The 14,989-nt window shown below is 35.1% G+C and carries 14 protein-coding genes and 2 tRNA genes; 1 reads left to right on the top strand and 15 read right to left on the bottom strand.

Going from position 1 to position 14,989, the window contains the following annotated elements:
• Nucleotides 1-113: 113 nt before the first annotated feature.
• The 14 genes from greA to ACRYLU_RS03100 form a co-directional block, all read right to left on the bottom strand.
• Complete coding sequence (gene greA / locus ACRYLU_RS03165) at nucleotides 114-587, bottom strand: transcription elongation factor GreA (protein WP_025016857.1); 474 nt, start codon at nucleotides 585-587, stop codon at nucleotides 114-116.
• A gap of 60 nt (nucleotides 588-647) precedes the next feature.
• Nucleotides 648-2,300, bottom strand: coding sequence for an endolytic transglycosylase MltG (gene mltG, locus ACRYLU_RS03160; RefSeq protein ID WP_445081199.1), 1,653 nt, complete (start codon nucleotides 2,298-2,300; stop codon nucleotides 648-650).
• 136 nt (nucleotides 2,301-2,436) lie between these two features.
• Entirely contained in the window at nucleotides 2,437-3,000 is a 564-nt protein-coding gene (gene rpoE, locus ACRYLU_RS03155; RefSeq protein WP_195935588.1) for a DNA-directed RNA polymerase subunit delta, read from the bottom strand.
• A 216-nt stretch (nucleotides 3,001-3,216) separates the two neighbouring features.
• Nucleotides 3,217-3,729, bottom strand: coding sequence for an adenine phosphoribosyltransferase (locus tag ACRYLU_RS03150; RefSeq protein WP_012897343.1), 513 nt, complete (start codon nucleotides 3,727-3,729; stop codon nucleotides 3,217-3,219).
• A 122-nt stretch (nucleotides 3,730-3,851) separates the two neighbouring features.
• Nucleotides 3,852-6,080 carry a single-stranded-DNA-specific exonuclease RecJ gene (gene recJ / locus ACRYLU_RS03145; RefSeq protein WP_445081198.1) on the bottom strand — a complete coding sequence of 743 codons (2,229 nt, stop codon included), beginning with the start codon at nucleotides 6,078-6,080 and terminating at the stop codon, nucleotides 3,852-3,854.
• A 166-nt stretch (nucleotides 6,081-6,246) separates the two neighbouring features.
• On the bottom strand, nucleotides 6,247-6,948 hold the full coding sequence (locus tag ACRYLU_RS03140; RefSeq protein ID WP_015425952.1) for an SDR family NAD(P)-dependent oxidoreductase: 702 nt from the start codon (nucleotides 6,946-6,948) through the stop codon (nucleotides 6,247-6,249).
• A complete protein-coding gene (gene rnz / locus ACRYLU_RS03135; protein ID WP_146977843.1) occupies nucleotides 6,941-7,864 on the bottom strand; it encodes a ribonuclease Z in 924 nt (307 codons plus the stop codon). Before rnz ends, ACRYLU_RS03140 begins: the two co-directional genes overlap by 8 nt.
• Nucleotides 7,865-7,991: 127 nt before the next feature.
• Nucleotides 7,992-8,064: transfer RNA gene (locus ACRYLU_RS03130), tRNA-Lys, on the bottom strand.
• Nucleotides 8,065-8,220: 156 nt separating this feature from the next.
• The gene (locus ACRYLU_RS03125) at nucleotides 8,221-8,481 is read right to left on the bottom strand and encodes a SemiSWEET family transporter (RefSeq protein WP_445081197.1); all 261 of its coding nucleotides are present in this window, start codon (nucleotides 8,479-8,481) and stop codon (nucleotides 8,221-8,223) included.
• Nucleotides 8,482-8,685: 204 nt separating this feature from the next.
• Nucleotides 8,686-8,757, bottom strand: a tRNA-Arg gene (locus tag ACRYLU_RS03120).
• Between the two features lie 98 nt (nucleotides 8,758-8,855).
• Nucleotides 8,856-9,752, bottom strand: a complete 897-nt coding sequence (locus ACRYLU_RS03115) for an SPFH domain-containing protein (protein ID WP_003129543.1) — start codon at nucleotides 9,750-9,752, stop codon at nucleotides 8,856-8,858.
• A gap of 169 nt (nucleotides 9,753-9,921) precedes the next feature.
• Nucleotides 9,922-10,590: a hypothetical protein gene (locus tag ACRYLU_RS03110; protein WP_098394071.1), complete on the bottom strand. Its 669-nt coding sequence runs from the start codon at nucleotides 10,588-10,590 to the stop codon at nucleotides 9,922-9,924.
• Nucleotides 10,591-10,672: 82 nt separating this feature from the next.
• The gene (gene miaA / locus ACRYLU_RS03105) at nucleotides 10,673-11,557 is read right to left on the bottom strand and encodes a tRNA (adenosine(37)-N6)-dimethylallyltransferase MiaA (protein WP_098394072.1); all 885 of its coding nucleotides are present in this window, start codon (nucleotides 11,555-11,557) and stop codon (nucleotides 10,673-10,675) included.
• Nucleotides 11,558-11,695: 138 nt separating this feature from the next.
• Complete coding sequence (locus ACRYLU_RS03100) at nucleotides 11,696-12,361, bottom strand: YitT family protein (RefSeq protein WP_445081196.1); 666 nt, start codon at nucleotides 12,359-12,361, stop codon at nucleotides 11,696-11,698.
• Between the two features lie 195 nt (nucleotides 12,362-12,556).
• On the opposite strand from ACRYLU_RS03100, the gene ACRYLU_RS03095 reads away from it, so the two are divergent.
• The gene (locus ACRYLU_RS03095) at nucleotides 12,557-12,727 is read left to right on the top strand and encodes a DUF3042 family protein (protein WP_011675764.1); all 171 of its coding nucleotides are present in this window, start codon (nucleotides 12,557-12,559) and stop codon (nucleotides 12,725-12,727) included.
• Nucleotides 12,728-12,792: 65 nt separating this feature from the next.
• On the opposite strand, the gene ACRYLU_RS03090 is transcribed toward ACRYLU_RS03095, so the two are convergent.
• On the bottom strand, nucleotides 12,793-14,808 hold the full coding sequence (locus tag ACRYLU_RS03090) for a KUP/HAK/KT family potassium transporter (protein WP_038599592.1): 2,016 nt from the start codon (nucleotides 14,806-14,808) through the stop codon (nucleotides 12,793-12,795).
• Between the last annotated feature and the right edge of the window lie 181 nt (nucleotides 14,809-14,989).

The raw sequence follows: 14,989 nt of genomic DNA, 5'->3' as shown, positions 1-14,989 counted from the left end.
GAAAAATATTATTTTTACCAAAAATAGCAATTTTAACTTACTGACAGAATTAAGCGTTGAAAAATAAAAAAACCGTTACTGACGGCTTTTTTACTTATTATATTCTAAAATAATTAGTCAACTTTTACAATTTTAACTGTCATTTCGCCAACTGGAAGTGGGACATTTACGATGTCTCCAACTTTTTTACCAATCAAAACTCGAGCAATTGGTGATTCATTAGAAATTTTTCCTGAAAATGGGTCAGCTTCAGCAGTACCAACAATTTGATAAGATTCTTCGTCAGTTTCGCCAACTTCAACAAAAGTTACGTTTTTACCAAGTGCTACTTCGTCTTTAGCAATTTTTGCGTTATCAACAATTTCAGCATAACGAATCATTGTTTCAACAGTTGAAATACGTCCTTCGATAAAGGCTTGTTCATCTTTAGCTGCTTCGTACTCTGAGTTTTCTGAAAGGTCACCATAGCTACGAGCAACTTTGATACGGTCAATGACTTCTGGACGTTTCACAAGTTTTAAATTTTCAAGTTCTAATTTTAATTTATCAAGCCCTTCTTGGGTCATTGGGAATGTTTTTTCCATTATATTTCTTTCCTTTTTTTATAAACTTTTTTCTCTTTTAATCAAATCTAAATTAATGATAGCTTAGCTACTTATCTTATCATTCACATATTTTTGAACATTTGCATTTTGTTCAGCTAATGTTTTCGCAAAATAGACTTTTCCTGTTGTCACATCAGCAACAAAGTAGAAGTAGTCATTTTGAGCAGGATCAAGTACAGCTTTAATAGATGACAAACTTGGACTATCAACAGGGCCAGGGCCAAATCCAGTATTTGTGTACAAATTATATGGCGAATCTAGGTTGGTGTCAATATTAGCATCCTCTGAGAGACTTGTTTTTTCACCAAGTTTACCTTCGGCATAAAGAATTGACAGATTAGAACCCAAAGTCATTCCAGCATTCATACGATTATAGAAGGTTCCAGCAACGTTGCGTCGATCATCATCATTGTTGGCTTCTTTTTCAACCAAAGCTGCTAAACTCAAAACTTCATTGACAGTCAAATTCTTTTGAGCAATTGTATCATAGTAAGGAGTGAGCTGAGTATTGGCTGCTTGAATCATATTTTCAATGACTGATTCAACTGTCGATGATTTTGTGTAATCATAAGTCGCTGGGAACAAGTACCCTTCTAATTGGTATTTGATTCCTGAATCTTTTGTTGGCAAGCTTGCGAACAGTTTAGGATAAGCCTTAACCATTTTAGCGATAAAGGTTGGGTCTTGAACAGTTTTCATGAAGTCTGCTTCAGAAAATGGCGTTTTCGCATTCTTTTCATTGCTTCCACTATTAACCGTCACAGCTTTAGCAATTTGCGTTAGCGTATAGCCTTCAGGAACTAAAATTTTACCTAAAGTCGGAGCAACAGGTTTTTCTGTTCCGCCTTCTTCAAGTTTGCTAGCAATTGTAGATAAGCTCATGTTTGGCGCAAGATTATAATAGCCACTTTTAAACTCTGAATAATTTTTAAATTTTGTATAATACTGAAAAACCATTCCATTTTTAATAATGGATTGTCTTTGCAAAATTTCACCAATTTGCTTACTACTTGAACCAGCAGGAATATTGATTGACTTAGCTGTTGCATTCTTAGAATCCAAAGGTTGAATACCAGATTTTACAAAGTTATAGCCATACCAACCAGTTCCTCCAACAACTAAAACTAAAAGAACAACAATCACAGCAATGATTTTCCCTGCTGTTACTTTTTTCTTTTTCTTATTTTTGTTCTTATTCTTATTTTTCTTGCTAGAAGAAGTTTTTTTAGAAGAATTGCTGGTTCTTCTTGAAGGTTGATGTTTAACCATTTTTTCTGATTCTTTTTTTTCTGAAAATTGTTCTTGTTCAATCTTTTCATCTTGAACTTTTGTTTCACTACTTGAAAATTGAGGAGGAATATCTTGGTTTTGAATTTCCTCAGAAACCATTCCATCTAATTTTTGACGCAATGAATCACCTTCTTCTGAAAGGTTTTCATTTTCTAAAAAAGGTTCTGCTTCGTTTTCATCCGCTGCTGGAAAATCAAAGACAGGAAGTTTGAAAGGTTCAAGATCAACTTTCCTTGGTTCGATTTTTCGCTCAGGTTCTTCTGAGTCGCTCCTGCTGGGGCGTTCGAAATCTTCAGGGTCTGGGAACTTAGTTTCTGCTTGTTTCGCTGCATTTTCTTCAAGTTGGCGAAGTATTTTTTCTTTAAAACTTCCTCGAGAAAATTCAGTTGTTTCTTTGTCCACCAAATTTTTTCTCCTTATGATTAGCTTTCGCTCAATAATAAAATTTTACTTTTCCTAATTGTAACCGTTCTTTTAATTTTTTACAAATAAAAAGAGAATATTCATAAAAGTGAGGCTGATGCCTCACTTTTTATGTGTTTTAGTCTTCATCAGTATCTTCTGAATCATCTTCATCGTCTTCTACGTCGATGTCAACTTCTTCATCTACATTATCAAGTTCAACTTCTGCAAGTTCTGCGTCATATGCAGCGACGTCATCTTTATCTTCGTCTTCTGCTTGAGTATCATATGACATGTCTTCTTCAGTTGTTTCTTTTGTGCCTTCTTCATCTTCTGGATCGATTTCGTCTTCGATACCAAAAGCATTGACTTTTTTGCGTTTCTTAGCTGGTTTTTCTTCTTCTTCGTCTTCAATTTCATCAAGAGCGATAACTTCTTCGTCAATCTCATCAATCGCATACCATGAACGAAGTGCCCAGATATTATTTCCTAATGGAATGAAACTTCCGTCTGTATTGATTTCTGTATAAAAACGAGAAATACTAGCTTTAATTTCATCATCGGATTTTTCCAAATAATCTTGAATCGCTCTGATGATTTCAGAGAATTGCATTTCTTTGCCATTTTGCTCCAATAAAGCATGAGCAACTTCAATCATTGAAAGTTCTGAGATTTTTTGTCCTTCTAAGGCTGTAATTTTCAAGTTTTTACTCTCTCTTTTCCTAATATAAAATATAGGCTCATTTTCTAAAAAACGAACGCTATGTGGATTTTCTTTTTATAGTGTATATCAAAATTAGCTTGCTGTCAATATTTTACGCCAAAAAACCTCTGTTTACTTGCTTTTAGCTTAACTGTATCCTTTTATTTTTATCAAAAGAATACTAATAACATTTATTGGCTACCGACAGTAAAGAAATTAATAGTGCATTAGAACTTTATAATCGTAATCTCCGATTTTTTCGCGACCTTTAAGTTCATCAAGTTCGATAAGGAACGCACATCCGACAACAATTCCACCCATTTTTTCAACAAGTTCAATTGTAGCGGCAATTGTTCCACCAGTTGCAAGCAAATCATCAACAATCAAGACGCGTTGTCCTGGTTTGATGCTATCTGAATGCATTGTGAGTGTGTCTGTTCCGTATTCTTTTTCGTAAGTTGCTTCAATGACTTCACGAGGTAATTTACCAGGCTTACGAACTGGGGCAAATCCTACACCAAGTGCAAAAGCAACTGGACATCCAATGATGAAACCACGCGCTTCTGGACCTACAACCATATCTATTTCTTTATCTCTTGCATACTGAACAATTTCGGTAGCAGCATAGTTATAGGCATTTCCGTCTGCCATCAAAGGGCTGATGTCGCGAAAAACTACGCCTTCTTTAGGATAGTTTTCAATTGTTGCAATATAGTCTTTTAATTCCATGTTTTTGTTACTGACAGAATTGTCAGTGCTCCTTTTTTCTAACATAAGTTCGTTATTTTTACTGACAGCTTTATTATTATGAGTATAGCTGATTTCGTCAGTAACTTTTTATAAAAACGAAATTATTTTTCTAATAAATTTTGATAAATTTCTTTGACGGGTGCTAAAGCAAAAAGTTCTTGCATTTTTACAATTTTTTCTAGTTCTTGATAAATTGTACTCTCAGAAATTTCACGTTTATCGGCCGTCTTATTAACGGTCATTAAGCCATTGTCAATGCTGACAAATTCAAGTTCCTCAAAGATTTTTATCATCTTGACAAGCAAGAGATGAGGGATTTTCAAATAATCCGCAAGTGATTTTAATTTATAGCGAATATCAAATTCTGGAAATTGATAAATTGCTTTATAAAGTCTTGCAAATTCTTCTCGTGTTCCACTTCCTGTTAAATAATAGCTATCAGTGATTTTATTTTTAAAATAAATCATTTTAAAATCATCCGGCGCTGCTTTACTGACAGCTTCTTTTAATACTGACAAACCTGCTAAATCTCCAGGTGTCTCTTCGATGACAAGCACATCTTCCATTATACCATGTTTTAGCTGATTTTGAGAAAAAATATTAGCCTCTTTTGGGATAGGAATTTGTTTACTTCTTATATCAAGAAGTTCGACACCAACTGAATCAGCATCTTCAATCATTAATTGAAGACTCGTATTTCCATTCCAACTATTACTTGAAAGAGTTGCAACTAATTTTGTTTGTGCCTGTTCAAATTCCAATTCTTCTGAACCATGTTGGAAATAAACGGCATCAATTTGTTGCTTTTCTTCCTGAATTTTTAATTTAAGATGAGCATTGTCTTTCCCCATACTTCGGCTTTGAATCACCTTATAATCTTCGATTAAAAATCGAGGCTTAGGATTATCCATGCCAAAGGGAGCCAATTTTGCTAAATTAGTGATTGTTGAGAGCGAAATATCGTCTAGGTGGCAACGGTCAGCAATTTCTAAGGGACTTTTTTTAGACATATCTAAATGATTGTCCACGATATAATCAATCATCGCCTTTTTAACTGCTTCTACGTTTTCCAGACTTAAAGTCATCCCTGCGGCTTGTTTATGACCACCAAAAGCAATAAAAAGTTCACGATGGGCATTTAATGCCTTGAAAATATCAAAATTTTCGATTGACCGAGCAGACCCACGCAAAATCCCATCTTCTTGGGCCAGCATGATTACTGGCTTATGTATGGCTTCTAACAAGCGACCCGCAACAATTCCTAAGACACCTTTATGCCAGTCCTTATGATATAAAATCTGAACAGGTTCATCTGTCAGCATACTCAGAGCTTCATTGTGAATTTTTTCCACAATTTCTTTTCGCTCTGAATTTTTTTGGTCAATCATTTTGGCAATTTCATGCGCTTCATCTTCATCCCAACCTGTCAGCAATTCAATGGCTGGGTTTGGGTCATCGAGACGTCCCAAAGCGTTTAAACGGGGAGCAATTTGAAAACCAACCGTTTCCTCAGTGATTTTATCAAAATCAACCCCGGCATACTTCATTAATTCTTGTAGGCCGGCACGCTCTGTTTGGGCCAAAACTTTTAGGCCATGAGCCACTAAAATTCGGTTTTCATCAGTCAAACTGACCATGTCAGCAATTGTACCAATTGCAACCAAATCAAGCATTTCACTGGGTGCATATTCTAAAAGAGCACAGGCAACTTTGAAGGCGACACCAACTCCTGCCAAATATTTGAAAGGATATTGACTGTCAGGATGTTCGGGGTGGACAATGGCATAAGCAGGGGGAAGTTGTTCAGGAATTGAGTGATGATCGGTAACAATTACATCCACTCCATTTTCCTGTGCCCAGGTAATTGCCTCCAAGCCAGCAACTCCATTATCTACAGTAATAATAAGATTGATATTTTCATTCTTAATATAGTACTGATAAACGTCAAGATTTGGCCCGTAACCGTCAGTAAAACGATTGGGTAAATAAACTTGAGCCTCAGCTCCTAATTCGTCCAGAGCGGACTTCATGACTGATGCTGCAGTCATTCCGTCAGCATCATAGTCACCATAAATTAAGATATTTTCACCTTGCTCAATTGCTGATAAAATACGCCCTGTTGCTTTTTCCATATCATGAAGTAGAAAAGGGTCATGTAAATTTTCTAAACTTGGCTTTAAAAATTGCTCAATTTCAGCATCTGCATGAATTCCTCTTTGATAAAGCACGCGACTTGTCAATTCATCTAATTTATGTTTTTTCGCTATCTTTAGAAAATCTTCGGAAATGGCTGTATCAGCCACTTTCCAATCATATTTTGCTTTTATCATTTTAATTCTCTTTATCTTTTCTATGCTCAATTCAATTATTTTAGCATAAATTACTCGAAAAAAATGGCTAAGTTTAGAGATTATTTTTCTTTTATTTAATAAAATCCTAAACTTTTCTATAATTTACTGACAGAACTAGCATTAAGCTTCTGTCAGTAAAAAAATTCTATTTGAAATTAAAAAATTTGGCAGATATAAAATCAAAAAGCGAAGGAAAAATAGCTCGCAATTTGGCCGCTGTGGATAAAGTCCAAGGTAAATTGATTTCTCTTTTCCTTTTTCCCAAGTTATTCACAACTTTGTCAGCAACTTTAGATGCTGAAATTGCATTTTTCCCCACCTTTTCCAGATAATCTCCATTATCTTTGTGAAATTTGGTTTTTACAGGTCCAGTATTCACAGTTGTCACAATTAATTGTGGATTTTCCATACGCAAAGCATCTGAAAATGTAATCAAAGCCGCCTTAGAGGCAGCATAAATTGATGATTTACCTGTTGGTAACTTTCCAGCAATTGAAGCAATATTAATCAATTGAACTTTCGGTTCTAATAATCTGGTCAACTGGATTGGCATTAACGTATTAATGACAAACTGTTCTGTAATTTCCCCATCAGTAAGTTCAGTGAATTCTTTAAAAATACCAAAACCAGCATTATTAATCAAAATATCCACAACAAAAGATTGTTCATTAGTCAAAAGTTCATCATTGGTCAGTAATGTAACATTTTCAAGCTGACCATAGCGTTCAATCAGAGCCTTACGGCTACGTGAAACCAAAATTAAATGGTCATTTTCTTTAGATAAAGATTTGACAATTTCTTTAGCAATATCACCAGTTGCACCTGTAATTACAATATTTCTAACCAATTTTTTCCTCGTAAAAATCCTTAACCACAAAAGTGTTGGAATGAACAGTTTGTGCCTCACGCACCAATTGTCCAACCAAAGGTCCAACATAGCGTGCACTAATATGAGTCAATAACAATCGATTAACCCCGGCTTCTTTGGCGACTTCTGCTGCTTGTTTCGTCGTTGAATGACCATGTGCTCTTGCCATTTTACTTTCATTTGCTTCATAAGTTGCCTCATGAACCAATAAGTCTGCTCCATAAGCTAAACGTACTGCAACATTCGATTTTCTTGTATCGCCTAAAATCGTGACTATTTTACCAGCTTTATCCGCTCCGATATAATCTTTAGGATCAAAAGTTTTTCCTTCGTACTGAACAATCTCACCTTTTTTTATTTTACCAAAAAGGGGTCCGAAAGGAAGCCCAGCTTCTTTTAAAGCATTGGCATCGAGTTCACCTATTCGATTTTTTTCTACGACGCGATAACCCAAGCAGAAAATAGTATGGTCAAGCAAATCTGTATGGACTTCAAAACTATCATCTTCAAAAATTTTTCCAGCCGAATCAATTTCATGAAAATTGATACGATAAGCTAAACGTGAACCCGAGATTCTAAGAGCGGTCAAAACAAAATCTTTAATTCCCACAGGCCCATAAAGCTCCAAATCAGTTTGTTCATCTGAACTTTGAAAACTTCTACTAGACAAAAAACCAGGCAAGCCAAAAATATGATCCCCATGTAAATGTGTAATAAAAATCTTAGTAATTTTTCGTGGCTTAATTGTCGTATTTAAAATTTGATGTTGCGTTGCTTCACCACAGTCAAAAAGCCAAATTTCATTACGCTCATCAAGCATTTTCAAGGCAATTGCCTGAGTGTTTCTTGATTTAGAAGGCTGACCAGCCCCAGTCCCTAAAAATTGGATTTCCATTGAACCTCCATCAGTTTCAACTCACCTTAAGGCAAATTAAAACTTTATTTTCTCAAAAATCAGAATTATTTTCCAAAACAAGAAAAGATTGTGAAACTTCCCCACAATCTTTTCTTCAATAAATTAGTGACCCGTGCTGGGCTCGAACCAGCGACCCTTTGATTAAAAGTCAAATGCTCTACCAACTGAGCTAACGAGTCATGCTTAAAGCGTCATTTTCACGACGAAGTATATTATAACACAGACTTTCTGAAATTTCTAGTCTCAGCTGTAATTTTTTTATTTTTTTTAAATTTATTATTTATTTATCTCTGATAATGGCCACACACAGGTCCAATTAATCATTTTTTTCATCATCAAAGGGCAGTAAAAAATGTGACCAATCCAAAAATTATACCTGGAAAGTTTGCCGTTGCCAAAGCTAAATCTCTAGGCTTTTTGCCAATTCCATAAGTGACCCAAAGTGTACAATTAATTGCAGCAACAAGGGGCTGAATAGGATTTCCTTTCATTCCACTAAGATTGTTAGCAATTTGTGGAAGGTATGACACATACATCATTACCGACATCCCAGTCGCTACCCAACTTAAATACTTAATAAGTTTCTCTTGATTCATAAAAGCCCTCCTGTAAAATGATAATATCAAAAAACTCGCGGTTTCATTCTAACTATTTTTTAAATTTAAAACCTAGTCTTTTTACCTTCGAGTCAATATCTTATTATAACATATTTAGGATTCTATAAAACGCAGTCATTGGCACATGTTTGGCACAAAAACAATAAAAACCGCTCAACCGAGCGGTTTATTTACTTAATTAAATGCGTCCGGAGGGAATCGAACCCCCATCTCAAGAACCGGAATCTTACGTGATATCCATTACACTACGGACGCGCTACAATCACTTTATTCTACCTAATTTCAAAAAAAATTGCAAGAAGAAGCTTGCTATAATAAAAAAAGCTATCCATCGATAGCTTTCCATTTTTACTTTATTTACCTGCTTTAATGGCTGATAAAATCTGAGTCCTTAAACTTTCTGCTCCTTCAGCTCCGCTTGGAAGGAAAATGGTTGAATTTCCACCTGCAGCAAATTGATTCAAGGTATCTAAATATTGGTTAGTTAACAAAATCGCCATAATTTGTTCTTCATCAAGCGCCACACCAAGCTTTTTGATTTCGGTAATTTGTTGAGCCAAACCGTCAACAATAGCCTTACGTTGTTCCGCAATCCCTACCCCATGCAGACGGTCTTTTTCAGCTTCTGCTTCAGCGGCAGTTACAACTTGAATTTTATTAGCATTTGCCAACATTTGGCTGGCATCTTGTTTACGTTGTGCCGCATTGATTTCATTCATAGATTGCTTAACTTCAGCATCAGGTTCTACTTTAGTAATCAATGTTTTTACGATAATATAACCGTAAGTTTGCATTTCTTCAGCAACTGTTTTTTGAACTTCAAGAGCGATTTCATCTTTTTTCTCAAAAACATCATCCAAAGTCAATTTTGGCACTGCTGAACGAAGGGCATCTTCAATATAAGCCTTAATTTGTTCACCTGGATTCATTAGCTTATAGTATGCATCTTTGATGGATTGTTCGTTTACTCGATATTGCGTTGCAATATTCATCGTAACAAAAACATTATCCGCAGTTTTAGTTTCAACTGTCATCTCTGTTTGTAATAAGCGCAATTGAACTCGAGCAGCAATCCGATCAATTCCCCAAGGAAGTTTCAAATGAAAACCGGGGTTTGCAGTAAATTGATACTTCCCAAAACGTTCAACAATTGCAACAGTTTGTTGTTTAACAACAAATACAATTGTACTCAAACTAAAGATTAAAATGAGTAGGATAATTGCTAAAACAACGAGTGGAATAAAAATCATAAAAGTTCCTCCTTATATTTGACCAAAAGTTACTGACAAACTTTTCTGTCAGTAATTATAAAAAATTCAGTCTTATTAATTACTGACAGCATCGCCAGTAATCGTTTTCACATAGTCTATCACTTATCAAAGAGAAATGCAATTTTTTTGATAGTTTATTAACTAACGATTAAAAACCTTTTGTAATATAGATAAAGTGTTTACGTCCGTCACGACCAAAACATAAAGGACTTAAGAAGCCAATTTCTTCGGCTTGTTCTAATAAATCTTCAATATTATAGCCGGCTAAGCGAATATATTCCCCATTTTCTGCTTGTTCTGTTAATGCTGTTAGGTCTTTCACTTTCTCAAATTCACTTTGAAATTGAGCAGGTTTCATTATCAATTTTCCGTCTTCTTCCACTAGTAGATAATGCGGGAAAATTTGTACAATTTCAAACATCAATTCGGCTGTCACTTTTACCGGAAATTCACTGAAAATAATTGCTTCTTCTGCGTCATTTTTATATGAAAAACCAAATGATTTTCCAGAAAGATTGAGTCGAATAAATCTGAAATTTTCATAACCATTTTTTCCTTCAAGTTGAAAATCTGGATTTTCTTCAAAAATATCAAAAGCTTTAGAAAGTTCAAAGAAATAATCTGTCGCATCTTTCGGTGAGCGTTTTTGATAAAGTTCAGCAAAATAAGCATTTAAAACTGATGCTGGTGGAGTCACCAAAAGTCTTTTATCTTTTACATCGGTCAAGGCAGCTAATCTATTTTCTAAAAAGATATGGTCTTGAGCCATGAATCCACCATATTTCATTCCCAAATCAATCCATTTTTTATCAGTCATTTTTTCTCTCCATTTTTAATAAAATTTACTTGTAAAGTCCTTTTTTCAATCTTTTTCATTATAACATTTTTAAGAAAATGCGTCAGTTCAAAAACTGAGTGACTTTATCAAAAACTGGGTCAGGATATTTTTTTGAAAAAACATCTTCAAATTCGACAGACATTCGATTTTTAAACCAAGTCAATTGTCGCTTGGCATAGCGTCTTGAATTTCTTTTGACCAACTCAACAGCTTCTTCCAAACTAATGTCCCCTGAAAAATAAGGGAAAAATTCTTTATAACCAATCCCTTTTGCCGCTTGAACTTCTGGTGCTTGCTCATACAAAGTTCTAGCTTCATCTAATAAGCCCTCACGCATCATTTGATCAACCCGTTGATTAATTCGATCATAAAGCACTTTTCTGTCAGCATTTAATCCAATAAGCAAAAAATCATAATCAGAACCCAAATTTTCATCTTGAGAGCCAAAAGTTTGCAACTCCAAAAAACGAATCGCCCGTCTACGATTTAACTCAGGAATTTCTGGATTTATTTTAATCACTTTTGCAAACAATTCCTCATCAGATAAAAGAGATAATTCTTCACGAAGTTTCATCATCTCCTCATGATTTTCCTGTCCGCCAAGATGATAACCTTCGATAAGAGATTGAATGTATAAGCCAGTTCCTCCAACGATAATTGGCACTTTTCCTTGGTCAAGAATTTCTTTAATTAATTGATTAGCTTCAATGACAAAATCATGAACCGAAAAATTTTCTGTCCATTTACGTACATCAATCAAATGATGAGGAACTTGAGCTTGTTCAGCCATAGTCACCTTAGCGGTTCCAATGTCTAATCCTTGATAAACTTGCTGAGAATCACCAGAAATAATTTCACCATTAAATTTGATTGCCAAATCAATACCAAGTGCTGTTTTCCCCACAGCTGTAGGCCCGACAACCACTAAAACTTTATTTTTTTTCATTTATTTTTTATGACTCACTCTCACCATTTTCATTCTCTATTATTTCAGAAATAGCCTGTAAATTCAAGCACTGACAAGAAAAAATTACTGACAGCTCAATTTCTGTCAGTAATTTTTATTCTATTATTCTTAAAGTTTTTATGCAGCAAAAACTTTTTGATAAATTCTTTTTCCACGATTCATTAAAGATTTCCGATAATCTTCACGTCCCACAATCAGAGTCATTTTACTAAAGATATAGCATGAAAGTAGTGTGACCGCAAAGTTAGGAAGTGACAAGAATGTTAATAAGGAAACACTTAGAACGACCACATCGACCATAAACAAAACCTTGTCAATTTTAAAGTTCCATTGCTCCTCCAAAATTCGGCTCAATAAGATTGATCCTCCAAATGTTCCTTCAGAAATAATAACTAATCCTGCCCCGAATCCTGAAAGAAGTCCATCGAAAATTCCAGCAAAAACAACATGTGAGAATTGGAAACCAGTAACTCCTAATGCTTCATAAATCATTAACCAACCACTCATGGCAAGCGCTCCAGGAATGCTCAGTAGTAAAATTCTCCGCGGAAGCGAACGTCCTCCGAAAATGAAAAGTGGTACATTTACCAAAAAGAAAGTCAAGGCTGGGTTGATGCCAAAAACAAAATCCATAAGTACAGAAAAACCAGCGACACCATTACTTGCTAGACGATTAGGGATGACGAATAACTGAACTGAGAGTACATAAAGTCCGACACCTAAAATAAGTATGAGTAAGTCCCTCATAAACTTTTTGTCAGTTTTTACACCTATAATTGTCATTTTTCTTACCTTCTTTCTTTATCATTTATTTATTACAACTGCTACTAATATATCACATGCACCTAATCTTAAGCTTAACCGCTTAATTATTAAAGAGTCTTTCTTTTTAAAATGTGCTTCGTTAGCGTTTTCACATTTTTTGATTTATAATGAAGATAGAGCAATTTTTAAATAAAATATAAAGGAGTCCACCAAATGAAAAATAAATTTATCCAAGGCTATCTCATTGGAAAATCTGTCGAAATTCTTGTTGCAGGTACAGCCCTGTTAATTGCCAAGAAAAAAGGTTATCTTCCTTCTGCTGACAAGGCCGAATTTATCGCTCAAAAAAGAAAAGAAGCCGCTAGAAAACGACTTGCTCGTTAAAAATTTTACTGACAGAAACAAAAACTTACTGACAGAAATTTTGTCAGTAAGTTTTTTTATATTCTTTAATGAGTTGCTGAAGCTTCTGCTTCATCCACCTGTTCCAATCGTTCATGAATTTCCAAATTACGTACATCTGAAAGAACCAAGGGAACTGTTTCAACAGTTACTTCCGAGAATTGAAGACCAAACCAACGAATTGGTGAAGCCGTAATTCTCTTGATTTGTGCTTTAGTTTGAAGAACAAAACGCTCGAAACCTGGCATTTGACGTGCATTCATCAGCTTTTCTTCAACAACGACAAAGCGGAAATCTCCAACTTTACGTCCGGGAGTGATGCTGTAATGTTGATGCTGACGTGGCAAACGTCCTGATTCCATCAAATCCGTCACAATTGTTCTTAAATAACGCGGAACTTCTTGACGCATACGGAATCCAAGATAGAGATTCACACGAACAATAAAGTCAGTATCCATCATGTCTACTTTATACTCTGAAGTATAAGGCTCGTCAGTAACTTTTACATTTACAAACCAATAACATTCTGCACGTTTTGGCCGTTTATCCAAGATTGAATATAAGATTGAACGGTCAATCCATTCATGGTCCATTTTGCTTGTTAAATAAACCACATTTGTTTGATATAAATCATAAGATTCATCATGACGCAAAGCATTAAGTTGATTTTTATACTCATTAATATTCAATGATTTGATATATTTCATGACAATCTTGTGTGACTTGTTCCAGATGAACATCACGAAGATAATTGCCAAGGCAATCAGAACCACAATATATGCTCCGTTGATAAATTGGACAAGAGAAGCCGCAAAGAATGAGCCTTCAATACAAAAGAGACCAATAGAAATAAAGGCAATGGCAATTTTTGGCGTTCCTTTTTGAATTAAGAAATAAGTCAAAAGAGTCGTTGTCATCAACATAGTGATGGTAATGGCCAAGCTATATGCTGCTTCCATATGTTCTGAAGTTTTAAAATACAAAACAAAGAATGAAGTCGTTACCCAAAGAGCAAAATTAACTGCTGGGATATAAAGTTGTCCCAAAGTTTGCCCTGGATAATAAATTTTGAACAATGGCAAAAGTTTCAAACGAATCGCTTCAGATACCAAAGTAAATGAACCCGAAATCAGTGCTTGAGAGGCGATAATCGCCGCCAATGTTGATAAGATAACGACATAAATAACCATATTATCAGGTAAAACAGCAAAGAAAGGATTAAGTTTTTCAATGTGTTCCCCACGGTGAGCTAAAAGCCAAGCTCCTTGTCCACAGTAAGATAAGATAATACAAATCTTAACAAACGGCCAGCTGACATAAATATTTCCACGCCCAACGTGTCCTAAGTCAGAATAAAGTGCCTCTGCCCCTGTCGTTACCAAGAAAATAGAACCCAAGATAAAGAAACCAGCTTTATTTTCTGAACTAAACAATAAGTGAATTGCATAATAAGGATTAATTGCTTTTAAAATTGATAAATCGAGAAAAGAATTAATCAGTCCACTTACACCCAAAAAGCCAAACCAGATAAACATAATTGGTCCAAACAAACGCCCAACCAAACTTGCTCCAAACCTCTGAATCAAAAAGAGAAAGGCAAGGATTATCAAGGTGGTTACCATAACCGCCGTCTGATTTGAGTAAACATGTGTTACTCCCCTTAGACCTTCAATGGCCGAGGTGACCGTTACCGCTGGAGTCAATGCCCCATCCGCTAATAATGTCGCTCCACCAATCATTGCTGGAATAATCAGCCATTTTCTCATCCGTCTCACAAGGGTAAAGAGTGAAAAGATTCCCCCTTCATGATGGTTATCTGCTTTCAAAGCAATCAGAACATATTTAACAGTTGTAATTAATGTTAAAGTCCAAATTACAAGAGAAACAGCCCCCAAAATAAAGCTTTCAGAAAGATTTGCTAATCCTCCCTGTCCTCGAACAATGGCCTGCATAGCATAAAGTGGACTTGTTCCGATATCACCGTAAACAATTCCTAATGCAATCAGGAACCCTGCAGATGTCGCTTTATTAAACGACCGATTATGTAAGTGTACTTGACCCACTTTTGTAACTCCTCAACTTTCTTCAACGAAAATAGTCAAATAAAATAAAACGAAGCGTAGCTCGTTTTTTAATAGCTTTATTATAGCAGATTATCCCCTGTTTATTCAAAAAAAACTGTGGGAAATTACATTTATTTATTTCTCACAGTTTTATATATAATACATTAATCATCACAAAAGC

This window comes from Lactococcus sp. KTH0-1S (genome assembly GCF_052544945.1).
This window is presented reverse-complemented; position numbering and strand designations above follow the sequence as displayed.

Coding starts and splice junctions, on each gene's coding strand:
- ACRYLU_RS03150 (WP_012897343.1), bottom strand. CDS start 3,729: ATGGAATTAAAAGACTATATTGCAACAATTGAAAACTATCCTAAAGAA.
- recJ (WP_445081198.1), bottom strand. CDS start 6,080: ATGATAAAAGCAAAATATGATTGGAAAGTGGCTGATACAGCCATTTCC.
- rnz (WP_146977843.1), bottom strand. CDS start 7,864: ATGGAAATCCAATTTTTAGGGACTGGGGCTGGTCAGCCTTCTAAATCA.
- ACRYLU_RS03125 (WP_445081197.1), bottom strand. CDS start 8,481: ATGAATCAAGAGAAACTTATTAAGTATTTAAGTTGGGTAGCGACTGGG.
- ACRYLU_RS03115 (WP_003129543.1), bottom strand. CDS start 9,752: ATGATTTTTATTCCACTCGTTGTTTTAGCAATTATCCTACTCATTTTA.
- ACRYLU_RS03110 (WP_098394071.1), bottom strand. CDS start 10,590: ATGACTGATAAAAAATGGATTGATTTGGGAATGAAATATGGTGGATTC.
- miaA (WP_098394072.1), bottom strand. CDS start 11,557: ATGAAAAAAAATAAAGTTTTAGTGGTTGTCGGGCCTACAGCTGTGGGG.
- ACRYLU_RS03100 (WP_445081196.1), bottom strand. CDS start 12,361: ATGACAATTATAGGTGTAAAAACTGACAAAAAGTTTATGAGGGACTTA.
- ACRYLU_RS03095 (WP_011675764.1), top strand. CDS start 12,557: ATGAAAAATAAATTTATCCAAGGCTATCTCATTGGAAAATCTGTCGAA.